The sequence below is a fragment of the Pseudofrankia sp. DC12 genome (genome assembly GCF_000966285.1).
Classification (GTDB): domain Bacteria; phylum Actinomycetota; class Actinomycetes; order Frankiales; family Frankiaceae; genus Pseudofrankia.
This window is the reverse complement of sequence record NZ_KQ031391.1, coordinates 6,251,496-6,276,789: the sequence shown is the minus strand read 5'-3', so window position 1 is coordinate 6,276,789 and position 25,294 is coordinate 6,251,496. Positions and strand designations below refer to the sequence as shown.

Sequence of the window (25,294 nt, the reverse complement as noted above, 5' to 3'; positions counted from 1 at the left end):
GGCCTCGTACGCTTTTCCGGTGCTCGTCGACGTCGCCGCGTTCACCGTCGCCTCGGTGCTCATCGTGCTGCTGCCGGGGCCGGACACGCTCATCGTGGTGCGCAACCTGATGACGGGCGGGCGCCGGGCCGCGGTACGGGCGTCGCTCGGTGTGATGACCGGGCTGGTCGTGTGGGTCGTCGCGGCGGCGCTGGGTCTCTCGGCCCTGCTCACCGCGAGCCATGACGCCTACCTCGGGCTGCGGGTCGCGGGCGCGCTCTACCTGGGCTGGATGGGTTTCGTGACCCTGCGCGCCCGTCCCCACAAAGGCCAGGCCGGCGACAGCGAGCCCGCGCGCGGACGGCGTGGCGGCCTGGTGGGGACCGGGTTCACATCCGGGCTGCTGACGGACCTGCTGAACCCGAAGGTCGGCGTCTTCTTCATGACGTTCCTGCCGGGGTTCATCCCCGCCCACGCCCCGGTCGCGGCGACCTCGCTGCTGCTCGGCGGGATCTTCGTCGTGCTGACGGCCGGCTACTACGTCGCGCTGCTGGCCCTGTCCGGGCCGGTGACGCGCTGGCTGTCCGACGGGCCGGTCCGCCGCTGGGTCGACCGTGTCACCGGGCTCGTGCTGATCGGCTTCGGTCTCCGCCTCGCCGTCGAGCCCTGAGCCGCTCGTAGCTGACGCGCTCGTCGCTCTGCTCGGCGTGGACAGAGGCAACCGGTCTCGCGCGGTGGCACGTGCTTACCCGGTGGACCTGACGACGGTGGTGATGGTGCTGTCGGGGGCGATCCGGCGCACCTGCTCGTTCCCGCCGTCCACGACGTAGACCGCGCCGCTTCTCGTCGCCGACGATCGGTGTGACGCTGCCGTCCGGGTCGATCCGGTAGACGGTGGACCGGTTGAAGGAGTACCCGGAGACGTAGAGAACGCCGTCCCGGCTCACCGACACGTGCTCGGGCTGGATCCCGTCCAGCGAAAGCATCGCGCCTGAGTAGGCGGGGCCGGGGCCCCCGGTGGGCACCGGAGCGTAGGCCCGGGTGGGACTGGGCGAGGGCGGGGCCGGCGTTGTCGTCCGCGCCGGGGATGGCAGCGCGGCGGACACGTCACCCGAGCTGCCCCCGTCGGCGCGCAGGCTGACGCCGAGGACCACCGCGGCGGCCACGAGCACGAGGACCACACCGACGGCCAGCCCGACCAGCCACGGACAACGAGCCGGCGCGCCGCCTCGATCAGGCGCCTCGGTCCCCACCGGCCGGCCCGGCACCGCCGTCTGGCCGAGTCCAGGCGCGGGCACCGACCACGGTTGCCCCGGGGTTGCCGGCGCGGCGGGGGGCAGGGCGGCGGGCACGCTCTCCGGGACGGCCCAGGCCACGGTGGCAGGTGGCGGCAGCGCGGCAGTTTGGCCTTCGGGCACCGGCCACGGGTGCTCGCCCGGTGGCGCGCCGGCCGGGGCGTCACCGAAGGACGGCGCCGGCACCTCGCCGGCCGCGATGGCATCGCGGGAGGCGGGCAGGTCGGCGGAAACCGCGGCGGTCGGCGACGGGTCGGGCCGGCCGCCGCCGGGCTCCACCGTCCCCGCGGCCGGAGGTGTCTCGTCGGTCGGTGTCGCGCCAGCCGTCATGCCGTCCTGTCCTCGCCCGCAGCCGAAACGGTCAGCCACTGCCAAGTGGGACGTGACCTCGAACGTCGGGAGCTCAGAGGGTCGGCAGGAGGCCACGACACCTGGGCGATGCCGCTCACTGGCCCGGCGACGGCGAGTGGCTCAGCCGCACGGTTCGCCGCCGGGTGCCCCTCCGGCGCACGTCGGCGGCGTCCGCCAGGACTGCGGGGCGGACTCGGTGACCATCGGCTGTGGCCTGGCGATCGCCAATATGCTCGCCCGGTGACGACGGTTCAGCGCACGACCGACCTTCTGACGCCGCGGCTGTGCCTGCACCCGCTTACGGTCGAGGAGAGCAGGCGCATCGTCGACGAGACTCCCAATGACCGGGACCGGTGGGCCGACGGTTTTCCGCGGGATGACGACCGCGACGGCGTCCGCGGCTTTCTGCACCCCGCCTCATCGGGCGTCGACCCGGCGCCGTTTGGCAACTACCGAGTCGACCTGGATTCCGTCGCGGTCGGGACCATCGGGTTCTTCGGGCCGCCCGACGACGACGGCCAGGTCATGCTCGGATATGGGCTCGTGCCCGCCGCGCGGGGGCGTGGGTACGCGACCGAGGCCGTCGGCCGCCTCGTGGAACTCTGCCAGTCCCATCAGGGCGTTCGCGCCATGCTCGCCGACACGGAAACGGACAACCTCGCCTCACAACGAGTGCTGACCAAGAACGGCTTCGATTTCGTCCGCGAGGCTGACGGCCTGCGCTACTACCGCCGCGACGTCCACACTCTCTCGTGACGGCCCGGCGAGAGCGGACTATGCCGCCGCAAGGTTGACCTTGGTGACGTAGCCGGCGCAGGAAGCAGCACCGCAGTCGTCGCACGGCACCGGCAGCGTCCCGGTCACGGAGATGAAGGCGAGGCCAGGCCGCACAGCCGCAGGATGCGGGACCTGGGTGACGTAGGTGCCGCCCGGCCGGCTGGGGACCGCTCCGAGATCGACGTCCGCCTTGCCGACCTGGCGCAGGACGAGCCGGTGCGTGCCGCCCGGGGCCGTCGCCCGGGCGCACGGATGGCTCAGGCTCGCGACTGTGAGCACGTTACCGACCTTGACCGACCTCGGTGCCACGACGGGATGATCCGCCTCGCACCCGCTCCCCCCGACCTTCGCGCACCCGGCCAGGCCCGCGATACCCGCCAGCAGCACGAGCCCCATCGCCGCGGGTCCTCTTGCCGCAGCCCAGCGCACCTCAGTCATTCTCGAAAGACGGCTCATCAGAGAGAGGCCGATTTCCTCGTCGCCGTTCCACAGCGTCGCGACCATACCGTCGGGAACATCTCGGGCGATGACCTCGCGGATGGCGGCCAAGGCCGCCGGGAAATCGTCGCGTACCACAAGTACAGCGTCAGTTCGTGCCGCCCATCGGGATAAGGCCCACCAGAACCGGCCAGGCCGGAGGTCGGTACCTCGGCGGGCACGAGGTCCTTCAGGTGGATTCTGATCCAGATGCCCGGTTTCTGCAGCAACCCCCAGTCGGCGGCGACCAGTCGGAGTTTCAGGTCCCATCTGCGCAGATGGCGCATCGGGCTCGCGCCGAACCAGCGCTCGATGATCGATCCCTGCGTCGCGGCACTGAGGACCTCAAGCACCCAGGCGGTCTCCGCTAGCTCCGTAGGTGCCTCCAACGCGCGAAGGACCACACCGTTGCGAGCGCGGCGGCCCGGCAGACCAGCTCCAGCTCCTCCCACCGGAGCGTGTCCGGCATGGGATGCGCCTCATCCAGATACCCGATCGTGTCGCCCGTGACCAACCCCGGCCCGTAGATGGCCAGCGACTGGAGCCGGGCGCCCAGCAGAATGTCCGTACCGATCCAGTAGTCACCGCCGACGCCGACGGCGACGGCGACGGCGACGGCGACGGCGACGGCGACGGCGAAGCTCAGCTCCTGGCCGACCTTCTCGTCCAGCACCTCGGCCCAGAACAGGTCCTCACGCATCCGGGCGGTCAACGACTCGGGCAGCGGCACGGCCCGCACCCTACCGATCTCCAGGTTCGGGTGGGGCAGTGTCGAAGTCGACAGTACCTTATTCCCGGCCGACCCCACATACCGCCGCCGGGACGCCCCGGATTCCTCTCCGGCAGGTCGAGCTCATACCTGGTGGCCGCCAGGTCGGGCGGTTTCCCGACCATGGCGCATGACTCGGTCTGGCTCTGAGACCGCAAGTCAGTTCCGCGCAGGTCAGTCAGATGACGCATGCGGGCCGATCATCTCGCGTGGTGGGGGGTGATCAGCCTAGGCTGACGCTTCGTATCGCTGTGCCGCCGCCGTCCGCGGCAGAGCATGGCGCCGAGCTGGGCAGGGAGGCGCGGCCAGGTGCGGATCGGGATGCAGCTGTCGTACGGCGGTGGGTTCGCCGAGGCGGTCGAGGAGCTCGCGGACTATGAGAAGGCCGGGCTGGACATCGTCTTCGTGGCCGAGGCGTACTCGTTCGACGCCGTCAGCCAGCTCGGCTTCCTGGCCGCCCGGACCGCGCGGATCGAGCTCGCCGCCGGCATCCTGCCGATCTACACCCGGACCCCGACGCTGACCGCGATGACGGCCGCCGGCCTGGACTACGTCTCCGGCGGCCGGTTCACCCTCGGGCTCGGCGCGTCCGGGCCGCAGGTGATCGAAGGGTTCCACGGCGTCCCCTACGACGCGCCGCTGGGCCGGACCCGGGAGATCATCGACATCTGTCGGGCGGTCTGGCGCCGGGACCGGCTCGAGTATCAGGGCAAGCACTACACGCTGCCGCTGCCGCCCGAGCAGGGCACCGGGCTGGGCAAGCCGCTGAAGCTCATCAACCACCCCGTCCGGGCCCACATCCCGATCTTCATCGCCGCGATCGGGCCGAAGAACGTCGAGCTGGCCGCCGAGAAGGCGGAGGGCTGGCAGCCGTTCTTCTTCCACCCGGGCCGGGCCGCCGACGTCTGGGGCGCGTCGCTCGCGGCCGGGAGGGCGAAGCGCGACCCGGAGCTCGGCGAGCTCGACGTCGTCGTGCAGGCGCCGCTGGCGATCGGCGACGGCGCCGAGAGCTGGCTGGACCTGATGCGCCCGATGTTCGCGCTCTATGTCGGCGGCATGGGCGCCAAGGGCAAGAACTTCTACAACAGCCTCGCCCAGCGCTATGGCTATGAGAAGGAAGCAGCTCTCATCCAGGACCTATACCTCGATGGGAAGAAGAAGGAAGCCGAAGCCGCCGTCCCCGCCGACCTGCTGCGGGCCACCGCGCTCGTCGGCTCCGAGGGGCAGGTCCGCGAGAAGCTCGCCGAGTATGCCGAGGCGGGCGCGACGACGCTCAACGTCACCCCGCTCGCCCCAAACCACCGCGCCCGCGTCGCGCTGGTCGAGCAGATCCGCGGCTGGATCAGCTAAGCGCGCTGCCCGCACGGCTGTCGTGGCTCTGCTGGCACTTGATCGCCGTTTTCGCCCTGAGGTGGTTGCGATCCGGCCGGTCGGACGACCATTTCAGGGCCGAGACGGCGATCATGGGGGATCTACGAGGGCGGGCGGCGAGGCCGGTGTCGCGTGCGCGCCACGCCGCGTCGGGCCACGCCTTGATCCACCGCGGGTAGCCTGGCAACGGTCCGAGCGACGAGAGCCAGGAGCGCGCGATGACGATGCCCAGTGACATGCGGGCGTTCAACCGCGAGGTCGTCGAACAGTTCAGGGCGTCCGGCGGCCAGCTCACCGAGGGAATGCTCAAGGGCTCGCGACTGGTCCTGCTGACCACCGTCGGCGCCAGGACCGGCGCCGAACGGACCACGCCGCTGGCGTTCTTCGAGGACGGGCCGGGCCGGATCGTGCTCTGGGCGGCCAACAACGCCGCGCCGACGCACCCCGACTGGTACCTCAACCTGGCCGCGAACCCCGTCGTGACCGTGGAGCTGCCCGGCGCGAACGGCGCCGTCGACCGCTACACCGCCGTGGCCTCGACCGCTGAAGGCGCCGAGCGGGAGCGGCTGCTGACGGCCCTCGCCGCCTTCAACCAGCGGATGCGTGACATGCAGAGCCAGGTCGAGCGCGAGATCCCCCTCGTCGTCATCGAAGGCGCGTCCCGCTGACCCTGGGCGCAGCCCGACCGCAGGTTCCGGCCGGCCGGCCAGCGCCGAACAGCACCACCTGCGCGCCCATGATCGCCGTTTTGGCCCTCGGGTGGATCCTGCTGGCCAATTACACGCAGCTACGACTCGGCCGGGACTGGCCGCCGATCAGGGGGCGAGCAATCGTTCCGGCGTCCGTTATGTGGCGTATGTCTGGGCGCCTCTTCTAGATCACCCGAGGCTCTCCCGAATCAGCCAGCAGGGTCCGGGTGGCTGTGAAAACGCGCTTCCACAACCACCCGAGGGCGCCGGGTAGCCGGCGGGAGTCTCACCCGCCGGCCCCCACAGATCCGGACGTGAGCCTCTCGACTCATCCGGCTCGTGCTGTCCTACCGACCGCCAGCGGTTGCTGCCAGTGCGCGAACAGTCCCGGGTCGCGGCGACGTACCTCCGCGAGGAACCGTAGCGACCGGCGCCACCGCCGTCGGAACCGCCTGTATTTGCGTTGCAGCCATCGCGCCAGGTAGGCGTCGATCAGGCGGAGGGTCGGAGCCAACCGAGACGGTGTAAACGCACCGTAGTAGTTGATCCAACCCCTGATCAGCGGATTGATTCTCGCTGCCAGGTCCTGGAGAGTCCCGGCCGTGCGCCGATGCAACCTCCACCGGCGTATCTGGCGGCGTAGCCGTTTGGCATTCCTGTCGCTGATCGCGGGAGTGAAACCGACGAACAGTGCCCCGTCCCGGCGGCGAACCGTCCGGGCATGGAACGTGTACCCAAGGAAGTCGAAGCCCGTCGGCCCGTCCCAGGGTTTCCTCCGTCCGTCGTCCGCGCAGTAAACGACCTGGGTCTTGGACTCGTTCAGTTCCAAGCCACATTCCGCCAGCCGGCCGCGTATATCCGCCAGCACCCTGCGAGCCTGCTGCTCGCTGGTGCAGTGCACGACCACATCGTCACTGAACCGCTCGAACAGGACACCCGGAAATTCCCGGATCATCCAGGTGTCGAACGCATAGTGAAGATAGATGTTAGCCAGCAATGGTGACACAGGCGACCCCTGCGGGCATCCCCGTGTCCGTTCTTCCCGGGTCCCGTCCGCTCGGACCAGGGGAGCCCTCAGCCAGCGCTCCACATACAGCCCGACCCATCGGGTATCCCAGTCGAGGTGCCGGTGCACCGCCGCCATCAGCTTATCCCACGGCACGCTGTCGAAGAACGCCCGAATATCCAGGTCGATGACCCAGTCGTTCTTCCAGCACCGCGTACGTGCGGCCGCGACCGCGTCCAGCGGCGAGCGCCCTGGCCGGTACCCGTAGGAGTCCCGATGGAACATCGGCTCCACTCGCGGGTCCAGGACCAGCACGGCCACCGTCTGCGCGACCCGATCCGCCACGGTCGGCACCGCCAACACGCGCGAGCCACCCTCCGGCTTCGGTATCACCACCTCACGCAACGGCGACGGGAAGTAGGTACCCGACGACATCCGATTCCACGTCTTGTACAGGTTGTCTTTAAGCCTGCTCTCGAACGTGGCGATCGACGTCCCGTCGACTCCCGCCGCACCCTTGTTGGCCCGGACTCTCCCAAAAGCCTCCACGAACAGCCGCTTGTCAATGTCAAACGGTTTCGGCTGTGACACGCCGACCGGCTCCTCCCGCATCCAACGGTTGACCGACACATTGTCACCGGACAGCCCGCCCCCTTCGCTCCACCCCCATTACAGGAGTCTCCGCGCTACTACGAGGCGGTCCGCCCCTTCCGTTTCCACCTTCGGTACTCTGTCCTCACGGATTCCGCCGCTTGGAGTTCTCCCTCACCCACGCCATACTCGACGCGAGACGTGGCATACGGAAAGTTCCCACGTTCCACACGGAAGCCCGGACCGGGCTCGCGCCACCTGCATGCCGGACGCCGTCTGGGCAGTAGACGGGTAACCCCCAGACTCATCCCGAAGCCGTTTCACTGCCCCGGTTCTGACGCCATCCACATCTTTTCGACACTTCAACGGTGGTTCGCTCGCGCTCGCCTTCCCGGCCCACACCTGACACGATCACCGCCGCGCCTTTTCCGTCACGCTCACGACCCCAGCTGTTCGGCTGACGCCGCTGACGGCGGTTTGTGACCACCACCCGCATGGCGATCACGGAGGGCCAACCTCCATCTCCCGTGCAGCACCCCTCCAAAAGATCACCGTCTACCTCAGATCGGCGTCTCCCTTCGAGTTCGTGGCGCAACAAGACGGCGATCACTGGCATGAAGGTGGTGGTAGGAGACCGGGCAGCTCGGACGAACCGGCGGCCGGGCAGCCGTGTCGCCGGGCGGCCATTGAGCCACCACCGAACACCGCGCGACCGCGTCGCCGCGCACGACCACTGCGAAGGAGCGAGCAATGGACGACAGCAGCCTCCCGGCTCCATCGGCGATCTTCATCGAGGACCGGTCGACGGACGGCGACGCGAGTGCCGGCGTCGCGACGGTCACCATCGTCGATGTCGCCGCCGCGATGGGCGCGGGCGCCGGTGCCGCCGACAAGGCCGCCGTCGCCGAGCGGCTCGTCGACTCGTTCCGGCACACCGGCTTCGCCGTCATCACCGGCCACGGCGTGGACGTCGGGCTGTTCGACCGGTTCTGCGCCGAGTCGGCCGCGTTCTTCGCGCTGCCGCTCGCGGAGAAGATGGAGGTCGGCTTCCCCGCGCCCGAGGTGATCCGCGGCTACGAGCCGGTGCCCGACGACTCCGGGCCGGTCCGGGCCCCGAACATGATGGAATCACTGCTGATCAACCAGCTGGAGCCGGTCGGCGACTATCCCGAGGGCAGCGCCCAGGCGCGGCTGTGGCGGTGGCCGAACCTGTGGCCGAGCCGGCCCGCGTCGCTGCGCGGCGTCTGGGAGGACTACTACCGGACGATGACCGCGCTCGGTGACCGGCTGCTGGAGCTGGTCGCGCTCGGCGTCGGCCTGCCGACGGACTGGTTCGCCGACAAGTTCGACCGGCACTTCAACAACCTCGCGGCCAACCACTACCCGCCACGGGCCGGCGGGCTGGCCGGCAGCCCGATGCTGCGCAACCGGCCGCACACCGACCACGGCGCGCTGACGCTGCTGTACCGGCCAGGCGAGCCCGGCGGGCTGGAGGTCTTCGCCGAGGGCCGCTGGTGGCAGGTGCCGTTCGTCCCCGGCTCACTGGTGATCAACATCGGCGACATGCTGGAACGCTGGACCGGCGGCCTGCTGCCGGCCACGCCGCACCGGGTCGTCAACTCGGCCGACGGCGCCGCGACGGGCCGCTCCTCGGTCGCCTACTTCCAGCAGCCCAACCCCGACGCGCTGGTCGCGCCCGCGCTCCCCGTCGTCGCGGGCCGGCCCGACTACAGCCCGGTGATCGCCGGCGAGCACATCTCCCGCAAGGAGCTGGGCTACCACACGGTCTCGGCGGCCCTCGATGCCTGACACCGGGCGGCCTGCCGAGCGGTCCTCGGTCGCCCGGTCGTCGGTTCACGACGCCCCACTCGACCTGAGCGGCTGGTGGTCCGGCGACGCGGACGCCCGGCGGGCCATCGCCGACGCCGTCGACCGGTCCTGCCACCAGACCGGCTTCCTGCTGCTGGAGGGCCACGGCGTCCCGGACCCGGTCATGGCCGCACTGGTCGCCCACTGCGACGAGTTCTTCGCACTGCCCGAGGCGGAGAAGCTCGCGGCGGGTGCTGCCGAGGGAGCCACCGACTTCGGCGTGCTCACCCTGCTGTGGACCGACGGCGTGCCCGGCCTCCAGATCCGCCTGGGCCACCGCCGGGAACCCGGCCCGTTTCGCCGCCATCCACGCCGGCGACTGGCTCGCCGCCCGCGCCCGCCGCCAGCTCGCGAGCTCCGCCGCCGGCACCGTCTGAGCTGGCCCAACCCGGTCCGTGTCGCCCGGGGCCTGGTCGGCCCGGGGCCGCCGCCAGACGGAGACATGACCGGGGCTCTCGTGGGTGAACGGACGTCTCGTCCAGTCCTCCCAGCGGGCATACGGGCGCTGGCCGGCGAGCTGGGCCATCAGGTCGAGCTCCGCCGGCCAGACGTGACGAAAGGGAACCGTGCGGAACCGGCCGCGCCTGGCGGCGACCTCGGCGTAGCTCGAGCTCAGGAACTGGGTCGAGGTGTCATACACGTCGTACGCCCACTGGCGATCAGCCACGTTTCGGCACCGCCGGCCGGCTCCGAAGGTGGCCGCTCTTGGCGTAGCGTCGCGGTGTGCATCGGGTTTCCTCGACCGTGGTGTGTGTCGTCGGGCCGGACCCGGCCGGCTCGCCGGACCAGGTGGCGCGGTCTGTGCTGACGTCGCTCACCGGCGCGGCCAACGTGACGCTCGTGCTGGCGGACGACACGTTGACGGCCAGCGCGCGGGCGGTCGCCGCGTGGCGGGAGTGCCGTAGCGCCGCGACGCCGTATGTCGTCCATGACGCCGACCCGCTCGCCGAGGTCGCGACCGCATGGACGGCCCGTTACGACGAGGCGGGCGCCGTCGGCGACCTGGAGGTCGCAGTGACGGCGGCCGTGGCCCGGTTCCGCCGAGGCGAGGTCGACCTGCCCGACAGCCTGGTGCTGCTCGACCCGGACGGCTGGCCCGCGACCCGCCGGCACTGGTACCTGGGTGTCCTCGCGGCGGCCGCGCCGGCGCGGGTCGTCCCGATCCGGGCCGACGCCCGTGAGCTGCGCCGGGCGCTGCAGAGCCTGCCGACCGGCCGGTGGTGGCCGCAACCGCCGGAACGCCTGCTCGACGGCATCGACCGCGTCGTCCCCGACAAGGTCGGCCTGCCGACCGCCGGCGAGCCGGCATCGCTGCGCGTCTGAGTAACCCGGGGTGGGACTGGCCAGACCGTGCGGTCCAGGTCTGTCGGGTCGCGCCAACCAGTGCCGGCTCCGACCAGGTTGGCCTCATCCGACCGGCTCGCTTCGCCAAGCTTGATCGCCGTTTCGGCCCTCCCAGGGTCGTACTCACAGCCACTTCGCATCCATCGGAGGGCGTAAACGGCAATCAAGCCAGCTCGCCGACCTTCGCGATGCGGCACCGGCCAGCGTGGCTACGGCAGGACGTAGGCCCGCTCGCCGGTGCGGGACTCGATCGTGCGCGCGGCCGTGTCGAGCAGCTGGTGGGCCAGGTCCGAGAGTGCCCGGGACACCGCCACCTCGTCGCCGATCGCCGGGACGTCGGCGTCGTTCGGGTGGCAGCGGGCCAGGCCCTGGGCCCGCAGCTCGCTACCCGGCGTCCCCGCCGAGCCGAGGCCCAGCTGGCTGGTCCCGGTTCCGTGCAGATGTGCCTCAGCCCTGGTCCGACCGTCCTCCTCGGTCAGCGTCACGGCTACGTTCCATGTCTTCGTCATCGTCATCGGGCTCACCGCCATCAGTCAGGTTCTCGCTCGTCCAGAGCGTTCCCGCTGGGCGCCGCGTCGACCGCCCGGAACTGCCGAACGGACGGCCGGACAGCGGATCAGGCTGACAGATAAGGGGGCAGGCCGAACAGCGGGAAAAGCCGGTCGGTGTCCAGGAAGTGGTGCAGGCCGGCGATCTTCCCGTCCGCCACGTCGAGAACGATCAGTGACCATGGGACGTGGCCGCCGTCCAACGCCTCGGCCGGCAGCGGGCGGACCTCGGTGCCGGTGACGGCGGCGCGCACCGCTGCCTCGCCCGGTGCCGCCCGGTGGTACTGCCCGAACGCCGGGCTGCCGTTGGCCAGCGTCGGGACCAGCCGGGAGTCGCGGCAGATCGCGCCGTGCCCCAGCATGAAGCCGACGATGTCCTGCGGGCCGCGCATCCACGTCTCCAGCGGCGGCATGGTCAGCGTCGCGTCGTCGCGCAGCAGGGCGGTCAGGGCGGCCATGTCGTAGCTCTCGAACGCGCTCACGTACCGGGCCAGCAGGTCGCGCTGCTCATCGTCGGCCGGACGCAGTGGGTCACTGGCGGTGACGTCGCTGGCCGCGAGCGTCGCTCGGGCCCGCTGCAGGGCGCTGTTGACTGACGCGACGGTCGTGTCGAGCAGCTGCGCGGTCTCCGCGGCCGGCCAGCCGAGCACCTCGCGCAGGATCAGCACCGCGCGCTGGCGCGGCGCGAGCCGCTGCAGCGCCACGACGAGCGCGAGCCGAACCGACTCGCGGACGATTGCCTGGTCCGCCGGATCGACCGGCCCGCTGGCGACGGCGCCACCGGAAAGCCCGGCCGCGTCCGGCGCCGGAAGCACCCAGGCCGCCTCCGGCAGCGGGGCCGGGAGGGCGTCCGACGGAGCGGACGGACCAGTGAGGTCGACGGGCCTGGCCCGGCGGGCCCGCCCGGCCAGCGCGTCGGTGCAGACGTTGGTGGCGATCCGGTAGAGCCAGGTGCGCAGCGACGACCGGCCCTCGAACCGGTCCAGCGCGCGCCACGCGCGGATCATCGTGTCCTGCACGGCGTCCTCGGCCTCGAACGGCGAGCCGAGCATCCGGTAGCAGTACCCGGTGAGCTCGCCGCGGTACCCGGCCAGGCGTTCCTCGAGCTCCGCCCGGGTCAGCTGCTCCGGCGCCGGGTGGTCGGACGACAGCTCGCCGGATGGCGGCGGGTCGGCTGACGGCTGGCCGGAGGAGATGTGGCCGGAGGAGAGCGCGGGCGAGCCCTGGTTCATACCGCGATGATGCAACGCGGGTCCGACAGTTCTGGGCCGCACCCCAGCGCGGACCGGGCGACCGCTCGACGGCGTTCGCTGGCTCGCAATACGGCCGCAATCCGGCAAACCTACGGTCCAGGGTGTGACCGTCGTCGATCCCGCCCTGCCGACCACGCCGAACGACGGCCTCGCGGAGGCTGAGCCCGCCGCGCCGCCCGCCAGCCCAGGCCAAGATCGCATAGGCCGCGGCGGGCTTGTCAACACCGTGGTCAACGTGCTTGGGGACGTCCGGGAGCGGGCGGACCCGGCCACGGAGGCGGCGCTCGACGCGGGCTTCCTCGCGGCGGCCGCCCGTTACTGGCATCCGGTCGCGCGGTCCGCCGATGTCACCGCGGTGCCGGCGCACGCCGAGCTGTGCGAGGTCCCCCTGGTGCTGTGGCGGCGTCCGTCCGGCGAGGTGGCCGCGCTGGTCGACCGCTGCCCGCACCGCGGCGTGCCGCTGTCAGGAGGGGCCGTCGACGCGGACGGACGGCTGCAGTGCCCCTACCACGCGTGGGCGTTCGACGGCACGGGCCGCTGCGTCGACATCCCCCAGCAGCCGGGCCAGAGCATCCCCGACGTCATCGCCGCGCGGCCGGTCCGGGTCGAGGAGGCGGCCGGGCTGGCCTGGGCCTGCCTCGTCGACGAGACCCTCCAGGCCAGGCCACGGCCACGGTTCCCGCAGATCGAGGACCTCGGCTGGCCCAGCTACGTCGGCACGGTCCAGGACTGGGCCGGCCAGGCGGCCCGCCAGGTCGAGAACTTCTGCGACACCGGGCATTTCTCGGTGCTGCACATCGACACGTTCGGCAACGGTGACACGCTCGGCGTCGATCCCTACGCGATGCGGCGTACCGAGTGGACGGTCGAGGCGGACTACCGGTACCCGAGCGTGAACCCGGTCGCCGGGCCGGGGCCGGACGGCCGCCGGCCCCCAATGGTCCTGGCTGCGCGCTGTTCTCAGCCAGCGCACCGATCTCGGCGACGGCGCTGCGGCTTTACTGGATGAGCGCGTTCGACCCCGCCGTGCACGGCGACAGCCCAGTCGACGGCGTCGGCCTGCAGGCCGTCGAGGACCTGATCTGGGCTCCCGACCAGAAGATCGTCGAGTCACAGCGCCCCACCCTGGTCTTCGCCGCGACGGAGGTGCACCGGGCGTTCGACGCCCTCGGCGTCGCCTACCGCAAGGCCCTGCGCGAACTCGGCTTCGCCGGCTGACCGTCGCCCGGGTGGCGGGGCAGTGGCCGGAACGACATCTCCGCAGGTGCGAGGTGGTAGCAGCTGCCACCACACCGCATTGATCGTTTCAGGCTATCGTCGCGAGACATGGACAGCGGCCACGAGCACGAGCCCCCCACCCGTGCCCACAGCCATGTTCACGGCGGGCACACGCACGAGGACCGGCACGGCCGTCACACGAGTGGACGGTGGGCGCGGCTCCGCCACCGACTCTCGGAGCTGGCCGGGGGGCACAGCCACGACAGCGCCGACCAGATCGACGACGCGTTGGAAGCCGACACCGCCGGGCGGCGCACCCTGCTGATCAGCCTGGCCGGTCTCGGCCTGACCGCGACCCTGCAAGCCGTCGTGGTCGTGCTGTCCGGTTCCGTGGCGCTGTTCGGGGACACCCTGCACAACATCGCCGACGCGCTCACCGCGGTCCCCCTACTCCTCGCCTTCACCCTCGCCCGCCGCCCGCCCACCAGCCGGTTCACCTACGGATATGGCCGCGCGGAGGACCTCGCCGGTCTCGCCGTCCTTGCGATGATCAGCCTTTCGAGTGTGCTCGCCGCCTGGAGCGCGATCGACCGCCTCCTCCACCCCCGGCACATCGATCATCTCGCCCTCGTCGCCGCGGCCGGGCTCGTCGGCTTCGTCGGCAATGAGATCGTCGCTCGCTACCGCATCCGTGTCGGCCACCAGATCGGCTCCGCCGCCCTCGTCGCCGACGGTCTGCACGCCCGCACCGACGGCTTTACCAGCCTCGCGGTCCTCCTCGGCGCCGCTGGCGTCGCCCTGGGCTGGCGCTGGGCTGACCCCGTCGTCGGCCTGGCCATCACCATGGGCATTCTCGGGGTCCTACGCTCCGCCGCCCGCGTAGTCGGCGCCCGACTCATGGACGCCGTCGACCCCGACGTTGTCGCCGAAGCCACCAGGACCCTGCTGCACACCGACGGCATCGAAACCGTCCGCGAACTGCGACTGCGCTGGATCGGCCACACCCTGCGCGCCGAAGCCGACGTCACCGTCGACGCGAACCTGACGCTGAGCGCCGCCCACGACGTCGCCCACGCCGCCGAAGCCCACCTGCTACGCCACATCCGACGCCTGTCCGCCGCGACCATCCACACCAGCCCCGCCCACCACCACGCCGCCGCGCGGTAGTGCGGCCTTGACCTGGTGACCGCGCGGACGTAGGTCGCGCGGATCGTGGCCGAGTCCCGGCCGCTGGCCCGCGACGACGCCGCGCTGTTGCGGGAGTTCGGCGTGGACGTGGCCGTCACCGTGGGCCGGGATCTCGACGGCGCGGTCCGGCTGACCGCGTCCTCGACGGTCGGGCTGGTCCGCGTGGACGACGTCGAGCTCGTCGTCCGGCCGAAGGTCGGCGTCGGCCGGCTGTCGTCCGTCTCCGCGAGATCGACGTCGTCCTTGCGCCAGCCCTCCTGTGGCGGGTCGGTCCAGGACGCGGCGCTGGTCCTGGCCCGCGGTGTGGTCGTGCGGGCCCTGGTGCTGGGGTCCTGGTCGGCGGGCATGGGCTGGGACGACGTGCTCGAGGACCTGTTCACGCCGGTCGCGGATGTGCCGTTCACCCGTTGCTCGCGGACGCCTGGCGGGTCGGCGTTCTGCCGGGCCCGGCGACGGGTGCCCGGTGAGGTGGTCGCCGCGGTCTGCGAGGCGGTGCTCGCGGTGCTGCGCGCGGAGCTCGTCGACCCGGCCGACCCGCAGGCGCTGCGCGCGGGCGTGTTCCGGGTCGCCGGTGTCGACGGGTCGCTGTTCCGGCTGCCCGACACCGAGGCGAACCGGGCCCTCTTCGGGGCGGGCAGCGACCCGGCGCCGTTCCCGCACGTGCGTCTCCTGCTCGACGTCGACGCCGGGACGAAGACCCCGCTCGGCTACGTCCACGGGCCGGCCTCGGGCGCGAAGGACGCCTCCGAGCAGGCCCTGCTCGACGAACTGGTCGCCGGCGCCCCGGCGCTGCGCCACCGCGACCTGCTGCACGTCGCGGACCGCAACTACCCCGGCGCCACCCGGCTGGCCCGCCTGGCCGACGCCGGGATGAACCTGGCGGTGCGGCTGCGGGCCGGGATCACCGTCACGGTCGACGAGTGGCTCCCGGACGGCTCGTTCCTCGGCGACGTCGGCAGCGACGACATCCTGCCCGGCTGGCGGCAGGCCGAGTGGGACGTGCTCGCCGACGGCGCCCACACCGGCGAGACGTTCGCGGCCACCACCAGCCTCACCAACCCGCGGGCGCTGCCCGCGCCCGCGCTCGCCGCCGGCTACCGCGCCCGCTGGGGCGCGACCGAGACCCCGATCCGCGAGATCAAGGCCACCCTGCGCGGCTCCGGGGGTGCCGGGCCGATGCTGCGCGCGACAGACCCGTTCGAGGTCGACCAGGAGATCCCCGCCCTCATCCTCGGCACGGCCCTGCTGCGCGCGGTCCAGCGCACCACGGCCGGCCAGGCCGCTCCCGCCCGCAAGGGCGCCCGCGCAGGCCAGCCGGTCCTCGTGCGGGAGCTGTCCTACACGGCCACCGTGCGCGCGGTGACCCGCCACCTCACCGCCGCCGCCCCCGGCCTGCCCGACGAGATCACCGCCAGTCGCCTCGGTGCCCTGCACGCCGCGCTCGGCCGGCGCCGCGAGACCCCGCGGCGCGGCCGCTCCCGCGAGCGACGCTCGAAAAGCCCGTCCGAGTTCCCCCACCCGGCCCGGACATCACCACCCGCCAGAACATCGTCTACGAGACCCGGATCTGTGGGCAGCTCCCACCGCCGGCTGCCGAGAACCCACCAGCCACACCGCCCATGGACACCGAAAGCGATCAGGCTCCGCGGCTCGTCAAGGTCGTCCGCGACACCTCGACCCACGGGCCGCTCCCACCGCCCGCCCGACGTTCGCCTGCCGCCCGAGGGGCCCCGCGACAGGCCAGAGCCGGCCGCAGGCTCGGGCTGCGGCCGACCCGCGTCCGAGATCTGCCGTCCGGACCGGCTCCTGAGACGATTGACGTGGTGACTGCGTCAGTATATCATCTACGCATGCTCTACCCGACTCCGCCTCTCACGCCCCCCGATGAGCGAGTACTCGACGAGATCGACGCCATGCGGCAGGCGCTGAGGCACCAAATCCAGACCGCGCCATCGAAATGGACTGCTGGGCTCCGGAAGTTCCTGACCGCTGATGCGGTCGCGGCCTCGAACTCCATCGAGGGATTCAAGGTGGCCACGATCGATGTCGAGGATTTGATGGATGGAGAGCGGGATGTCGAGGTCTCGGACGAAAACCGTGAAGAGACCCTCGCCTACGAGCGGATGATGACCTACATCCAAACGCTCCACGACGCCCAGGACTTCAGCTACAGCAAGGGTCTATTCAACGCTCTGCATTGGATGTTGCAGGGCCATCGTCACACCACGCGCAAACCGGCCGGACAATGGCGCCGGGGTCCCGTCTACGTCACGGACGCCCGCGACCCCAGCATCGCGGCCTACACCGCCCCGGAAGCCCAGGACGTCCCAACCCTGATGGAGGAACTCGTCGACTGGCTCTGCACCGCGAACGACACCCACCTGCTTGTACGGGCAGCAATGGCCCACCTACACCTTGTGTCCATTCACCCCTGGGTCGACGGGAATGGCCGTATGTCTCGGTCGCTGCAGACACTCATGATTGCCCGCGAAGGTGTCCTCGCCCCGGAGTTCTCATCCATCGAGGCGTGGCTAGGCCGCCCCGGCAACACCTGGGAGTACTACCGCGAACTAGCCGACCGCGGCCCACAGTACGTCCCCGGCCAGGACGTCTCCAGCTGGATCCGATTCAACCTCACGGCCTACCACCAGCAGGCCCAGACGGTTCAAGGACGACTCGACCGCTCCGGGCAGGTTTGGCGGGCACTCGCAGAGTTCGCCGACGACGCCAGACTGGACGAGCGGGTGGTCACCGCCCTCCATGACGTGGCCATGGCCGGACGCGTCCGCCGCTCCCGCTACGAGCACGCCGAGGGTCTGAGCCTGCAGCAGGCGCAACGCGACCTCCGTGACCTCACCACCGCTCAAGTCCTGGTACCGGTCGGCAGGACCCGGGCCCGCTTCTACACGGCGGGCTCTCGCTTCCCTCAGCTCGTACTCGACATCGCACGCACCCCGATGACCCCGAGGAATCCATATACACAGAGGGCGGAATCAAGCGGTCATGGCGACACATGACTTTCCAGCAGCTCGGTAAAGACCTCGACTTTCGCGTTCTTCTTGATCGGGAATGTTGGTTTGTCTTCGCGTGATGAGGTTTCTGTTCGATCGTGGTGAGCTGTTTGTGTGGTGCGGGTGTTTGGGGTGGTTTGTCGCCTCGGGTCGGTGCCTGTTTTGGGCTGTTCCGGGGGCTGTGGGCCGGTCAGGGGCCGGTCTGGGTGGCTGGTGGGGCGGGTTCAGGCCGCGAGGCCGTGCTCGGTGGTGTCCCAGGCCAGGTGGAGGGTGTGGATTTCCGCGGCGGTGGGCGTGACGGGGTCAGCTGGGCGAAAACGCGCGGTGATCAGGACGCGGCGTAGCTTGCCGAGGGCGTCGGCGGTCGAGACGGTCGTCTTGGTCGTGTACCAGGGTGCGCGGGCGGTGGCGTCGGCGACGTCGGAGTCGTGGTGGCCGGCGGTGAGGTACCAGGTCAGGGTGAGGGTCTGGGCGAGCAGGGCGAACGGGACCGCGTGCCGCACGGCCTGCGCGGTGCGGGTGTGGGTCTGTCCGACGCCGAAGAGCTGCTTGGCGTCGGCGATCGCGACCTCGACCGCCCAGCGGGCGGCGTACCGCTCGGCGATCGTGGCGGGGCGGCTGAACAGGTCCGTGCTGATCAGGGCGAGCAGCGGGCGGCCGGGTTCGCGGACGAGCACGAGCTGGACGAGGCGGGGGCCGAACACCGAGTACCACAGGCAGACGGTCACCGCGACGTCGACGGTGTGGACGCGGCCGTAGCGGGTGACGGTGGTCGGGCGGAAGTCGGCGGTGGCGGCGAGCTGGGTGATCGTGGCGAGCCGGTCGCCCTTGACGCGGGGGCGGCCTCGGCGGCCGGTGCGCGGCGGGGCCGGCGCGAACAGGGCGGCGTCGGCACGCGGTCGAGTCGTCCAGGTCACGTTGCGTGGCAGGGACTTCAGCTCGCCGCCGGCGTAGGCGGAGTCCGCCACGACGTGGACCTGGCGGTCCGGGAACAGGCGGGCGAGCCGGGCCGCGGCGCGGGCGGCGAGCCACAGCCGGGAGCCGGACATGGTGCCCTTGACAACCAGGCACGCGTAGACCGGCAGGCAGATCGGCCGCGCGAAGACCGTGCCGCGCAGGACGACACCGACGATGACCCAGTTGTTGCCGAAGCCGACCGGCGTCTCGCCCTTCGCGGCGCCGTCGTGGAACCAGCCCGCGGCGAAGACCTTCCGCCCGGCGCGGTGGAAAAGGGTGTCATCGACGACGACGGTTATCGGCCCGGGGCCGGTGAGCAGACCGACGACGAGACGGGCCAGCGTGTCGCCGACCTCGTCGAGCGTCCAGGCGGCCTTCGCGAAGAAGTAGTGGGCCCGGTGGTGCGGGGTGTCCCGATGGCGGCCGGCGCCGACGAGCATCCCGACGACGGTGCGCCGCCCGGGCGCGGCGACCAGCCCGGTCGCCAGCATCCGGAACGCGGCGAAGCTCGGCGCGGTGAAACACGGCCGGAAGTACTCCAGCAGGACGGCGAACGACGGCGGTATCGTGACGTGCGGGAGCATCGGCGACCCACTCTTCGGAGTGTTGGTGTGGAAACGCCGATGCTCCCGCCACCAGCCCCGTGAGCTGGACCTTCCCCTCATCAACACTCCGCGTGAAGCCACGCGCGGAAACAGCCGGCGAACATGCCCACACTGAACCAGTCAAATCATCAACCTCCTTGACGACCCACAAAACCGATCATGAAAAGTGCGAAACTCGAGTACTGAGCATGGCGAGATATACCCGATTTGCTATTTCTGCAGAACCCGGTAAAGATCGGGCCTGAGACCCGGACGGCGCAACCGAGCTCGACCAGCACCACGGTTCCGCCGCGTCTTGCGCCGCCCTACTACGCTTCGCGCACCATTCGAGAGGTAGACGGAATCACCAGCAGGAGCGCACACCATGGCCCGTGTAAAGGACCGCTGGTACAACTCGAAGAAGGGACCCGACGGGCTACGAGCCAAGTCCACCCGCTACGGCGCAGGCGACCGATGGCAAGTCGAGTATGTCGATGACCAGGGCCAGACCAAATATCCGACTTTCCGCACCAGGGCTGCCGCCGAGCAGTTCGCCTCCGCCGTGGACACCGACCTTGTCCGCGGGCAGTACATCGACCCCGATAAGGGCCTGCAGCCGTTTGGAGACTACGTCAGGGACGACTGGCGGCCCGGGCAGGTCCAACACGCTCCGAGCACCGTCGAAACGCTCACGTCGGATCTGAAGAACCACATCCTTCCTGCCTTTGGCGGCAGGCCAATCGGAAAGATCCAGCGCCGCGACGTGGTCGCCTGGGTGGCCGCACGGTCGAAGGTCCTCGCGCCGCGCACTCTCCACCGGGTGTACGGATACCTCGCCACGATTCTCAAGGCAGCAGTCGCTGACGGCCTGATCAAGCAGACACCGTGCGTGAACATCAATCTGCCGCCGATCACGCGGACCAGGATCGAACCGCTCCCGGCCTTGGCCGTCGAGGCGCTCATCGACGCCGCGCCAGAGCGTTGGCGGTGCGCCTTCGTCGTCGCTGCCGGCATGGGTATGCGCGAAGGTGAGATTCTCGGTCTGACACAGGACCGCGTGGACGTCCGCTTGCCCCGTCGCCGCATCCGGGTCGACCGGCAAGCACAGACCCCGAACAGGGGCTCGTGCTACCTCCGCCCGGTCAAGCGAGAGGCCTCGGAGCGGTCGATCCCCTTGCCGAATGTCGTCGCCCAGTCCATCAGTGGGCACATCAAACTGTTCCCGCCCCCGCCCGTCGAAGTCGACATCTACACCGAGCGGTCCGCAGGCGCGCCGGCCAGGCGAGCAAAGGTCCGGCTGCTGTACCCGGGGCAGGACGGGACGATCATGCGCCGCAACCGGTTCATCGACTCCGTCTGGAAGCCCACCGTCAAGGCCGCCGAGAAGGCACTGCACGCCCGGGCGGCCGACGCGCGGGCGACGGGGCACGTCCTCGACGCCGAAGCCGCAGAAGCGGCGGCCGACCGACTCACGGGCAAGGTCGACTTCCACGAGCTGCGCCACTTCTACGCCAGCATGCTGAAAATAGGCAGAGTTGCATCTGATGCAACATTCGGCAGTTTCTGTGATCGCTGCGCGGCAGGTGTTCCGGTGGCTGCGGGACTTCTCGCTGGTGTCTAAATGGGTGATCGTCATGGCTTGTGACGTGCCGATATGACATGTCGGATGCATTTGGCGACGCACTGTTGCATCTGGTTTGGTTGCGTCTGATGCCGCGTTGAGGCGGCTGGTGCAACGGCCGGGGGGCGTCTGATGGTGAGGTCCGTGGGAAGCGCGGCGCTGGTGCTCGTCGACGGCGCGACGCCGCCGCGAGCCGAGCCGGTGCTGTTCGACGCGATGCTGGAGGGCTGGCGTCGTCAGCAGGTCTCCCGCCGGCTCGGCGCGTCGATCATCGACAACCGGGAACGGGTGGTGCGCCGGTTCCAGGCCGCGAGCGGCGGCTGGCCGTGGTCGTGGAGCCCGGCGCAGCTGGAGACGTGGATCGCCGCGGGTGGCTGGGCGCACTCGACGGTGCGCTCGTATCAGGGCGCGGTCGCGCTCTTCCTCGGCTATGCCTGCGACCCGCGGTATGGCTGGGTCGCCGAGTGCGAGCAGCGGGTCGGTGACCGGCCGATCCAGATCTGCCACGAGGACAACACGGCGACGCACGTCGCCGACCATGAGGGCCGTCCGGACCGGCGGCCGCTGACCCGGGGTGAGCTGCAGGCGTTCTTCGACGCGGCTGATGACCGTGTCGAGCGGCTGGCGGCGGGCCGGCGGAAGGGCTGGCTGACGGCGTTCCGCGACGCGGCCCTGTTCAAGGTGATCTATGGGTGGGGGTTGCGTCGCAGCGAGGCGGCGAAGCTCGAGGTCGCCGACCTCGCGCCGAACCCGGCCGCGCCGGAGCTCGGCCGGCTGGGGGTCGTGCATGTCCGGTTCGGGAAGGCGATGCGTGGCAGCCCGCCGCGCCGCCGCGCGGTCGCGACCGTGATGCCGTGGGCGGCCGACGCGCTCGACTAGTACCTCGGGGAGGTCCGGCCTCGCTTTCCGGATCCGCGGCAGCCGGCGGTGTGGTTGACGGAGCGGGGCCAGCGGATCTCGGCGCGGTCCGTGGACGACCGGTTCGCGCTGCATCGTGCGGCGGCGGGGCTGCCAGCCGAGCTGTCGGTCCACTGCCTGCGCCACTCCTACGTGTCGCATCTGATCGAGGACGGGGTGGATCCGTTGTTCGTCCAGCAGCAGGTCGGCCATTCCTGGGCATCGACGACCGCGACCTACACGACGATCGGCACGGACGCGAAGAACCGGATGCTGACCGCGGCACTCGCGGTGGTCCTGCGGGCGGCGGACGAGGAGGAGCGGTGAGCGTGCCGGTCGGGTACCACTGGCACCTGCGCCGGCTGATGGCCGAGCGCGGGCTGTTCGCGACGACCGAGCTGGTGCCGCTGCTGGCGCAGCGGGGAGTGCGACTGTCGCGCGAACAGGTCTACCGGCTCGTCACCGGCATCCCGGAACGGCTCTCGCTGGCCACGCTCGCCGCGTTGTGCGACATCCTCGGCGCCACGCCCGGCGACCTCGTCGAGCCCTACCGCAAGCCCTCCTCCGCTCGGCCGGCGTCTCGGCTGTCGGCCCGGCGCGCGGCCGGGCCGGTCGCGCTCGCGCCGGACCCGGCGCCACCCGAAGTGGCCGCCCCGGCACCGCTACCGCGGCCGCGACGGGCCCGGATCGCCCCGCGCCCGTGACCGGGACGCGGTCGCCGGGCGAGGAGACGGCTGCCCGCCGTCGGCTCGTCGTCGACGCGGTCGCGGCGGCTGACCCGTCGCTGCCCGTCGACGTCGTGACCGGCATCGTCGAGGCCGTCAACGGCGCGGCGCTGCGTGTGCTGGCCGCGGCGCTCGCCGCGGACCCGACGGCGCTGGCGGTCGGCGCGCCGACGGCGGTCGGACGGCTGGTCACCGCGCTGATCGCGGCCGGCTCGACGCTGCCCACACCCGCCTGCGCCCTCTGCGGCCGCGTCGGGGCTGAGCTGATCCGCGACGAGAACGGGGCGGGGCTCTGCCCGCGCTGCCGGCATCGCCAGCTCGCCACCGCGTGCGCCCGCTGCGGGATCGTCAAACCGGTCGGCGGCCGCGACGCCCACGGACAGCCGGTCTGCGCGCGCTGCTCGGACAGGTCACAGCGCCGCTGCGGCGTCTGCGGCGCCCTCCGGCGGATCGGACGGCGCGCGCACGACGGTCAGCCCGACGTCTGCGTGAACTGCTACCGGCTCCCGGAAGCGGTCTGCGCTGTCTGCGGGCGGCGGCGTCCCTGCGCGTTCGCCGACACGGACACACCGATCTGCAAGACCTGCGCGCCGCGGCGCACCGCTCCGTGCGCGCGGTGCGGCCAGGACCGCCCGCCCGCGGCGCGCTGGCCCGAGGGGCCGGTCTGCGACCCCTGCTACACCGCGGCGCTGCGCCACCGCGGTCTCTGCGCGTCCTGCGGGACCACCCGCCGGCTCGTGCACCCACCCGGCCCCGACGCCACCACCTGCGCCGACTGCGCCGGCCTGCCCGCCAGCCACACCTGCGCCGACTGCGGCATCGAGGACAAGCTGTTCACCGCCGGGCGCTGCGCGCCCTGCGCCCTGCGCCACCGGTCCGCCGCGCTGCTCGCCGCCGGCGCCGATCAGGTGCCTGCCGCGCTGACCGGGGTCCACCAGGCGATCTGCGCGGCGGCGAACCCCTACAGCGCGCTGAACTGGCTGCGCACCGGCGCGGCCGCTGGACTGCTCGCCGACCTCGCCGCCGGCCGGCTGGCAACGACCCACGACGCGCTCGACGCCCACCCGCGGCGCGCCGCGGCCGACTACCTGCGCGCCCTGCTCGTCGCCCACCAGCTGCTCCCGGCCCGCGACGACGCGCTCGCGCGCGCCGAGCAGCGACTCACCGCCCGACTCGCCGCCGTCGACCCACCGGAACACCGCCGGATCCTGACCGCCTACGCCACCTGGCGGGTTCTGCGCCGGCTACGCCGCCGCGCTGAGCATCGCCGCAGCCCACGCACCTGGACCCGCTACGCCGAGACCCGGGTGCACGTCGCGATTCGCTTCCTGGGCTGGCTACACGACCGCGGCACCGCGCTGGCCGATCTCGACCAGTCCACCCTCGATCTCTGGCTGACCACCACCGGTCCCGCCGCCGCTAACATCCGTGACTTCCTCAACTGGGCTACCGACCGTGATCACACCCCGGCACTGACCGTCCCGACCAGCCGGCGACGGACCGGCCCGGCGACCAGCGAGAACGAACGCATCGCGCTTCTCGCCCGGCTCCTGCACGACGACACCCTCGAGCTCACCGACCGCGTCGCCGGGGCCCTGCTGCTGCTCTACGGCCAGCAACTCTCCCGCATCACCGCGCTGACCACGGCGCAGATCACCCAGTCCGGCGACACAGTGCACGTCCAGTTCGGCACCGACCGCGTCGCACTACCCGACCCCCTCGACGACCACGTGCTCCGGCTACGCGCCGAAGGCCGCCCCTACACCGGCCTCGGAGCAGCCACGACCGGCTGGCTGTTCCCCGGCCTGCTCGCCGGCCAGCCGATGACCCCCAGCCATCTCGGCGCCCGCCTGCGCAAACTCGGCGTCCACGCCACAGCCGGCCGCCGCGCGGCCCTGACTCACCTCGCCAGCGAACTGCCCGCCGCCGTCCTCGCGGATCTCATCTCGCTGCACCCAGTCACCGCAGCCCGCTGGACGAGCGACACCGGCGGGACCTGGAACCGCTACGCCGCCGCGCTCGTCCAGGACCGCAATCACCAACCCTGACGAATAGCGTCCCGCCCGGTTGCCCCAGCCGAGCTACTCCGCACGTTCGGAAGATTGCCGCCTACCGGTTACGCCGGCGAGAGCGTCAAGGTCGTCCAGGCCCGCCTCGGCCACAAGAGCGCCGTCGAGACCCTGGACACGTACGGTCACCTCTGGCCGGACAACGACGAAGGCACCCGAACCGCCGTCGACCGCATCCTCGGAACCATGATCGAACCCAGAACAGGCCCAAAACAGGCCACGAGCTTGATCACGGAGGAGACGTGCCTGTGCCACAGGCGTTTGGGGGACGAGTCGGCCTGTAAGCCGGATTCTGTGCCCGGCGGCCTCGCGGCCACCAGCGGCGGTCATCTCTCTAGGGCCGCCGTTGCCGACGGCCTCGTGCGGTCTACCCGCGGACTCGGGCGGGCAGCCCTCGATCGCCCGCGCGGCGCCCGGCCTCATGGCCGGGCGCCTTTTGACCTTGCTCCGGGTGGGGTTTACCGAGCCGCCCGGGTCACCCCGGGCGCTGGTGCGCTCTTACCGCACCGTTTCACCCTTACCGGCGCGGCGCCTCGCGGCGCCGGTACCGGCGGTCTGATCTCTGTGGCACTTTCCCGCGGGTCACCCCGGGTGGGTGTTACCCACCACCCTGCCCTGCGGAGTCCGGACTTTCCTCGGCGGGTACCGGCTCGCGCCGGCCCCGACGCGACCGCCCGGCCGACTCGTCCACTCCGATCATACGAC

Annotated in this window: 24 protein-coding genes, 1 other RNA gene and 1 pseudogene; 17 read left to right on the top strand and 9 right to left on the bottom strand. The window is 71.3% G+C overall.

The genetic code is table 11. The features are described 5' to 3' along the window. Positions 1 to 19: 19 nt before the first annotated feature. Positions 20 to 649, top strand: coding sequence for a LysE family translocator (locus FRADC12_RS25415; RefSeq protein WP_045878514.1), 630 nt, complete (start codon positions 20 to 22; stop codon positions 647 to 649). Here FRADC12_RS25415 and FRADC12_RS25410 read toward each other — a convergent pair. Beyond that, positions 597 to 1,604 (bottom strand): hypothetical protein, encoded by a 1,008-nt coding sequence (locus tag FRADC12_RS25410; protein ID WP_045878513.1) that lies wholly within the window; start codon positions 1,602 to 1,604, stop codon positions 597 to 599. The two genes, FRADC12_RS25415 and FRADC12_RS25410, sit on opposite strands and share 53 nt — an antisense overlap. Positions 1,605 to 1,865: 261 nt before the next feature. On the opposite strand from FRADC12_RS25410, the gene FRADC12_RS25405 reads away from it, so the two are divergent. Further along, the gene (locus FRADC12_RS25405; protein ID WP_045878512.1) at positions 1,866 to 2,381 is read left to right on the top strand and encodes a GNAT family N-acetyltransferase; all 516 of its coding nucleotides are present in this window, start codon (positions 1,866 to 1,868) and stop codon (positions 2,379 to 2,381) included. A gap of 18 nt (positions 2,382 to 2,399) precedes the next feature. On the opposite strand, the gene FRADC12_RS31775 is transcribed toward FRADC12_RS25405, so the two are convergent. The 3 genes from FRADC12_RS31775 to FRADC12_RS25395 are packed head-to-tail and all read right to left on the bottom strand — an operon-like array spanning position 2,400 to position 3,609. Continuing rightward, positions 2,400 to 2,798, bottom strand: coding sequence for a hypothetical protein (locus FRADC12_RS31775; RefSeq protein ID WP_198153038.1), 399 nt, complete (start codon positions 2,796 to 2,798; stop codon positions 2,400 to 2,402). 59 nt (positions 2,799 to 2,857) lie between these two features. After that, positions 2,858 to 3,232 (bottom strand): hypothetical protein, encoded by a 375-nt coding sequence (locus FRADC12_RS31770; RefSeq protein WP_157489034.1) that lies wholly within the window; start codon positions 3,230 to 3,232, stop codon positions 2,858 to 2,860. 14 nt (positions 3,233 to 3,246) lie between these two features. Beyond that, positions 3,247 to 3,609: a hypothetical protein gene (locus tag FRADC12_RS25395; RefSeq protein ID WP_157489033.1), complete on the bottom strand. Its 363-nt coding sequence runs from the start codon at positions 3,607 to 3,609 to the stop codon at positions 3,247 to 3,249. 348 nt (positions 3,610 to 3,957) lie between these two features. Between FRADC12_RS25395 and FRADC12_RS25390 the strand changes: the two genes are divergently transcribed. Together FRADC12_RS25390 and FRADC12_RS25385 are read left to right on the top strand one after the other, a co-directional pair. Then, positions 3,958 to 4,998: an LLM class F420-dependent oxidoreductase gene (locus tag FRADC12_RS25390; RefSeq protein ID WP_045878509.1), complete on the top strand. Its 1,041-nt coding sequence runs from the start codon at positions 3,958 to 3,960 to the stop codon at positions 4,996 to 4,998. 239 nt (positions 4,999 to 5,237) lie between these two features. Further along, positions 5,238 to 5,687, top strand: a complete 450-nt coding sequence (locus FRADC12_RS25385; RefSeq protein WP_052711160.1) for a nitroreductase/quinone reductase family protein — start codon at positions 5,238 to 5,240, stop codon at positions 5,685 to 5,687. A gap of 349 nt (positions 5,688 to 6,036) precedes the next feature. On the opposite strand, the gene ltrA is transcribed toward FRADC12_RS25385, so the two are convergent. Next, positions 6,037 to 7,305 (bottom strand): group II intron reverse transcriptase/maturase, encoded by a 1,269-nt coding sequence (gene ltrA, locus FRADC12_RS25380; protein ID WP_232303511.1) that lies wholly within the window; start codon positions 7,303 to 7,305, stop codon positions 6,037 to 6,039. 750 nt (positions 7,306 to 8,055) lie between these two features. On the opposite strand from ltrA, the gene FRADC12_RS25375 reads away from it, so the two are divergent. From FRADC12_RS25375 to FRADC12_RS25365, 3 genes are read left to right on the top strand one after another with little or no spacing between them, the layout of a single operon-like run. Then, positions 8,056 to 9,114: an isopenicillin N synthase family dioxygenase gene (locus tag FRADC12_RS25375; RefSeq protein ID WP_045878508.1), complete on the top strand. Its 1,059-nt coding sequence runs from the start codon at positions 8,056 to 8,058 to the stop codon at positions 9,112 to 9,114. Beyond that, entirely contained in the window at positions 9,107 to 9,982 is an 876-nt protein-coding gene (locus FRADC12_RS34090) for a 2-oxoglutarate and iron-dependent oxygenase domain-containing protein (protein WP_045878507.1), read from the top strand. The genes FRADC12_RS25375 and FRADC12_RS34090 overlap by 8 nt, the downstream gene beginning before the upstream one ends. Then, positions 9,976 to 10,497 carry a hypothetical protein gene (locus tag FRADC12_RS25365; RefSeq protein ID WP_045880217.1) on the top strand — a complete coding sequence of 174 codons (522 nt, stop codon included), beginning with the start codon at positions 9,976 to 9,978 and terminating at the stop codon, positions 10,495 to 10,497. The genes FRADC12_RS34090 and FRADC12_RS25365 overlap by 7 nt, the downstream gene beginning before the upstream one ends. 230 nt (positions 10,498 to 10,727) lie before the next feature. On the opposite strand, the gene FRADC12_RS25360 is transcribed toward FRADC12_RS25365, so the two are convergent. Both FRADC12_RS25360 and FRADC12_RS25355 read right to left on the bottom strand, forming a co-directional pair. Then, positions 10,728 to 11,027: a DUF1876 domain-containing protein gene (locus FRADC12_RS25360; RefSeq protein WP_084011420.1), complete on the bottom strand. Its 300-nt coding sequence runs from the start codon at positions 11,025 to 11,027 to the stop codon at positions 10,728 to 10,730. A gap of 107 nt (positions 11,028 to 11,134) precedes the next feature. Continuing rightward, the gene (locus FRADC12_RS25355; protein ID WP_198153037.1) at positions 11,135 to 12,298 is read right to left on the bottom strand and encodes a sigma-70 family RNA polymerase sigma factor; all 1,164 of its coding nucleotides are present in this window, start codon (positions 12,296 to 12,298) and stop codon (positions 11,135 to 11,137) included. Between the two features lie 124 nt (positions 12,299 to 12,422). On the opposite strand from FRADC12_RS25355, the gene FRADC12_RS28750 reads away from it, so the two are divergent. The 5 genes from FRADC12_RS28750 to FRADC12_RS25330 all read left to right on the top strand — a co-directional run bounded on the left by FRADC12_RS28750 (position 12,423) and on the right by FRADC12_RS25330 (position 17,742). Continuing rightward, a complete protein-coding gene (locus tag FRADC12_RS28750; RefSeq protein WP_232304038.1) occupies positions 12,423 to 13,328 on the top strand; it encodes a Rieske 2Fe-2S domain-containing protein in 906 nt (301 codons plus the stop codon). After that, positions 13,325 to 13,537: a hypothetical protein gene (locus tag FRADC12_RS33515; protein WP_045878506.1), complete on the top strand. Its 213-nt coding sequence runs from the start codon at positions 13,325 to 13,327 to the stop codon at positions 13,535 to 13,537. The genes FRADC12_RS28750 and FRADC12_RS33515 overlap by 4 nt, the downstream gene beginning before the upstream one ends. Before the next feature lie 108 nt (positions 13,538 to 13,645). After that, complete coding sequence (locus FRADC12_RS25340) at positions 13,646 to 14,704, top strand: cation diffusion facilitator family transporter (RefSeq protein WP_045878505.1); 1,059 nt, start codon at positions 13,646 to 13,648, stop codon at positions 14,702 to 14,704. Between the two features lie 45 nt (positions 14,705 to 14,749). Continuing rightward, positions 14,750 to 16,552, top strand: a complete 1,803-nt coding sequence (locus FRADC12_RS25335) for a transposase (protein WP_045878504.1) — start codon at positions 14,750 to 14,752, stop codon at positions 16,550 to 16,552. Between the two features lie 23 nt (positions 16,553 to 16,575). Beyond that, positions 16,576 to 17,742 (top strand): Fic family protein, encoded by a 1,167-nt coding sequence (locus tag FRADC12_RS25330; protein ID WP_045878503.1) that lies wholly within the window; start codon positions 16,576 to 16,578, stop codon positions 17,740 to 17,742. Positions 17,743 to 17,960: 218 nt separating this feature from the next. Here the strand turns inward: FRADC12_RS25330 and FRADC12_RS25325 are convergent, their stop codons facing one another. Then, complete coding sequence (locus tag FRADC12_RS25325) at positions 17,961 to 19,277, bottom strand: IS701 family transposase (RefSeq protein WP_045877864.1); 1,317 nt, start codon at positions 19,275 to 19,277, stop codon at positions 17,961 to 17,963. 385 nt (positions 19,278 to 19,662) lie between these two features. On the opposite strand from FRADC12_RS25325, the gene FRADC12_RS25320 reads away from it, so the two are divergent. The 5 genes and pseudogenes from FRADC12_RS25320 to FRADC12_RS25305 all read left to right on the top strand — a co-directional run bounded on the left by FRADC12_RS25320 (position 19,663) and on the right by FRADC12_RS25305 (position 24,568). Next, complete coding sequence (locus tag FRADC12_RS25320; protein ID WP_052711159.1) at positions 19,663 to 20,898, top strand: tyrosine-type recombinase/integrase; 1,236 nt, start codon at positions 19,663 to 19,665, stop codon at positions 20,896 to 20,898. A 132-nt stretch (positions 20,899 to 21,030) separates the two neighbouring features. Beyond that, a complete protein-coding gene (locus FRADC12_RS25315) occupies positions 21,031 to 21,777 on the top strand; it encodes a site-specific integrase (protein WP_232304037.1) in 747 nt (248 codons plus the stop codon). 45 nt (positions 21,778 to 21,822) lie between these two features. Next, a pseudogene (locus FRADC12_RS33510) lies at positions 21,823 to 22,122 on the top strand (tyrosine-type recombinase/integrase); the annotation flags it as partial. Beyond that, entirely contained in the window at positions 22,119 to 22,499 is a 381-nt protein-coding gene (locus FRADC12_RS25310) for a helix-turn-helix domain-containing protein (protein WP_232304035.1), read from the top strand. The pseudogene FRADC12_RS33510 and the gene FRADC12_RS25310, both read left to right, overlap by 4 nt. Continuing rightward, positions 22,496 to 24,568: a site-specific integrase gene (locus FRADC12_RS25305; RefSeq protein WP_045878502.1), complete on the top strand. Its 2,073-nt coding sequence runs from the start codon at positions 22,496 to 22,498 to the stop codon at positions 24,566 to 24,568. Before FRADC12_RS25310 ends, FRADC12_RS25305 begins: the two co-directional genes overlap by 4 nt. 286 nt (positions 24,569 to 24,854) lie before the next feature. On the opposite strand, the gene rnpB is transcribed toward FRADC12_RS25305, so the two are convergent. Further along, an RNA gene (gene rnpB / locus FRADC12_RS28885) (RNase P RNA component class A) lies at positions 24,855 to 25,275 on the bottom strand. Positions 25,276 to 25,294: the final 19 nt, after the last annotated feature.

Excerpts from the sequence above, each read along its gene's own strand:
- FRADC12_RS25410 (WP_045878513.1), bottom strand. The coding sequence starts at position 1,604 with ATGACGGCTGGCGCGACACCGACCGACGAGACACCTCCGGCCGCGGGG.
- FRADC12_RS31775 (WP_198153038.1), bottom strand. The coding sequence starts at position 2,798 with ATGGGGCTCGTGCTGCTGGCGGGTATCGCGGGCCTGGCCGGGTGCGCG.
- FRADC12_RS25385 (WP_052711160.1), top strand. The coding sequence starts at position 5,238 with ATGACGATGCCCAGTGACATGCGGGCGTTCAACCGCGAGGTCGTCGAA.
- FRADC12_RS25375 (WP_045878508.1), top strand. The coding sequence starts at position 8,056 with ATGGACGACAGCAGCCTCCCGGCTCCATCGGCGATCTTCATCGAGGAC.
- FRADC12_RS34090 (WP_045878507.1), top strand. The coding sequence starts at position 9,107 with ATGCCTGACACCGGGCGGCCTGCCGAGCGGTCCTCGGTCGCCCGGTCG.
- FRADC12_RS25360 (WP_084011420.1), bottom strand. The coding sequence starts at position 11,027 with ATGACGAAGACATGGAACGTAGCCGTGACGCTGACCGAGGAGGACGGT.
- FRADC12_RS25355 (WP_198153037.1), bottom strand. The coding sequence starts at position 12,298 with ATGAACCAGGGCTCGCCCGCGCTCTCCTCCGGCCACATCTCCTCCGGC.
- FRADC12_RS33515 (WP_045878506.1), top strand. The coding sequence starts at position 13,325 with ATGAGCGCGTTCGACCCCGCCGTGCACGGCGACAGCCCAGTCGACGGC.
- FRADC12_RS25340 (WP_045878505.1), top strand. The coding sequence starts at position 13,646 with ATGGACAGCGGCCACGAGCACGAGCCCCCCACCCGTGCCCACAGCCAT.
- FRADC12_RS25330 (WP_045878503.1), top strand. The coding sequence starts at position 16,576 with ATGCTCTACCCGACTCCGCCTCTCACGCCCCCCGATGAGCGAGTACTC.
- FRADC12_RS25325 (WP_045877864.1), bottom strand. The coding sequence starts at position 19,277 with ATGCTCCCGCACGTCACGATACCGCCGTCGTTCGCCGTCCTGCTGGAG.
- FRADC12_RS25320 (WP_052711159.1), top strand. The coding sequence starts at position 19,663 with ATGGCCCGTGTAAAGGACCGCTGGTACAACTCGAAGAAGGGACCCGAC.
- FRADC12_RS25315 (WP_232304037.1), top strand. The coding sequence starts at position 21,031 with ATGGTGAGGTCCGTGGGAAGCGCGGCGCTGGTGCTCGTCGACGGCGCG.